Origin of the sequence: Citrobacter sp. CtB7.12 (assembly GCF_001297795.1) — a bacterium.
GTDB classification, from domain to species: domain Bacteria; phylum Pseudomonadota; class Gammaproteobacteria; order Enterobacterales; family Enterobacteriaceae; genus Citrobacter_A; species Citrobacter_A amalonaticus.
Map to the genome: position 1 here is coordinate 1 of NZ_LIFT01000012.1, position 1,604 is coordinate 1,604.

Annotated in this window: 1 rRNA gene; it reads right to left on the minus strand. The window is 53.9% G+C overall.

Annotation, left to right across the window (positions count from 1 at the left end):
* Window positions 1-49: 49 nt before the first annotated feature.
* Window positions 50-1,591, minus strand: a 16S ribosomal RNA gene (locus tag AOY24_RS15250).
* Window positions 1,592-1,604 lie beyond the last annotated feature (13 nt).

The window sequence follows — 1,604 nt, forward strand, 5'->3', positions numbered from 1 at the left end:
TTTTCATCAGACAATCTGTGTGGGCACTACAAAGGCAGGTTCTTTAAGGTAAGGAGGTGATCCAACCGCAGGTTCCCCTACGGTTACCTTGTTACGACTTCACCCCAGTCATGAATCACAAAGTGGTAAGCGCCCTCCCGAAGGTTAAGCTACCTACTTCTTTTGCAACCCACTCCCATGGTGTGACGGGCGGTGTGTACAAGGCCCGGGAACGTATTCACCGTGGCATTCTGATCCACGATTACTAGCGATTCCGACTTCATGGAGTCGAGTTGCAGACTCCAATCCGGACTACGACATACTTTATGAGGTCCGCTTGCTCTCGCGAGGTCGCTTCTCTTTGTATATGCCATTGTAGCACGTGTGTAGCCCTGGTCGTAAGGGCCATGATGACTTGACGTCATCCCCACCTTCCTCCAGTTTATCACTGGCAGTCTCCTTTGAGTTCCCGGCCGGACCGCTGGCAACAAAGGATAAGGGTTGCGCTCGTTGCGGGACTTAACCCAACATTTCACAACACGAGCTGACGACAGCCATGCAGCACCTGTCTCACAGTTCCCGAAGGCACCAAGGCATCTCTGCCAAGTTCTGTGGATGTCAAGACCAGGTAAGGTTCTTCGCGTTGCATCGAATTAAACCACATGCTCCACCGCTTGTGCGGGCCCCCGTCAATTCATTTGAGTTTTAACCTTGCGGCCGTACTCCCCAGGCGGTCTATTTAACGCGTTAGCTCCGGAAGCCACGCCTCAAGGGCACAACCTCCAAATAGACATCGTTTACGGCGTGGACTACCAGGGTATCTAATCCTGTTTGCTCCCCACGCTTTCGCACCTGAGCGTCAGTCTTCGTCCAGGGGGCCGCCTTCGCCACCGGTATTCCTCCAGATCTCTACGCATTTCACCGCTACACCTGGAATTCTACCCCCCTCTACGAGACTCAAGCCTGCCAGTTTCGAATGCAGTTCCCAGGTTGAGCCCGGGGATTTCACATCCGACTTGACAGACCGCCTGCGTGCGCTTTACGCCCAGTAATTCCGATTAACGCTTGCACCCTCCGTATTACCGCGGCTGCTGGCACGGAGTTAGCCGGTGCTTCTTCTGCGGGTAACGTCAATGGCTAAGGTTATTAACCTTAACCCCTTCCTCCCCGCTGAAAGTACTTTACAACCCGAAGGCCTTCTTCATACACGCGGCATGGCTGCATCAGGCTTGCGCCCATTGTGCAATATTCCCCACTGCTGCCTCCCGTAGGAGTCTGGACCGTGTCTCAGTTCCAGTGTGGCTGGTCATCCTCTCAGACCAGCTAGGGATCGTCGCCTTGGTGAGCCGTTACCTCACCAACAAGCTAATCCCATCTGGGCACATCCGATGGCAAGAGGCCCGAAGGTCCCCCTCTTTGGTCTTGCGACATTATGCGGTATTAGCTACCGTTTCCAGTAGTTATCCCCCTCCATCGGGCAGTTTCCCAGACATTACTCACCCGTCCGCCACTCGTCAGCAAAGCAGCAAGCTGCTTCCTGTTACCGTTCGACTTGCATGTGTTAGGCCTGCCGCCAGCGTTCAATCTGAGCCATGATCAAACTCTTCAATTTAAGTTTGATGCTC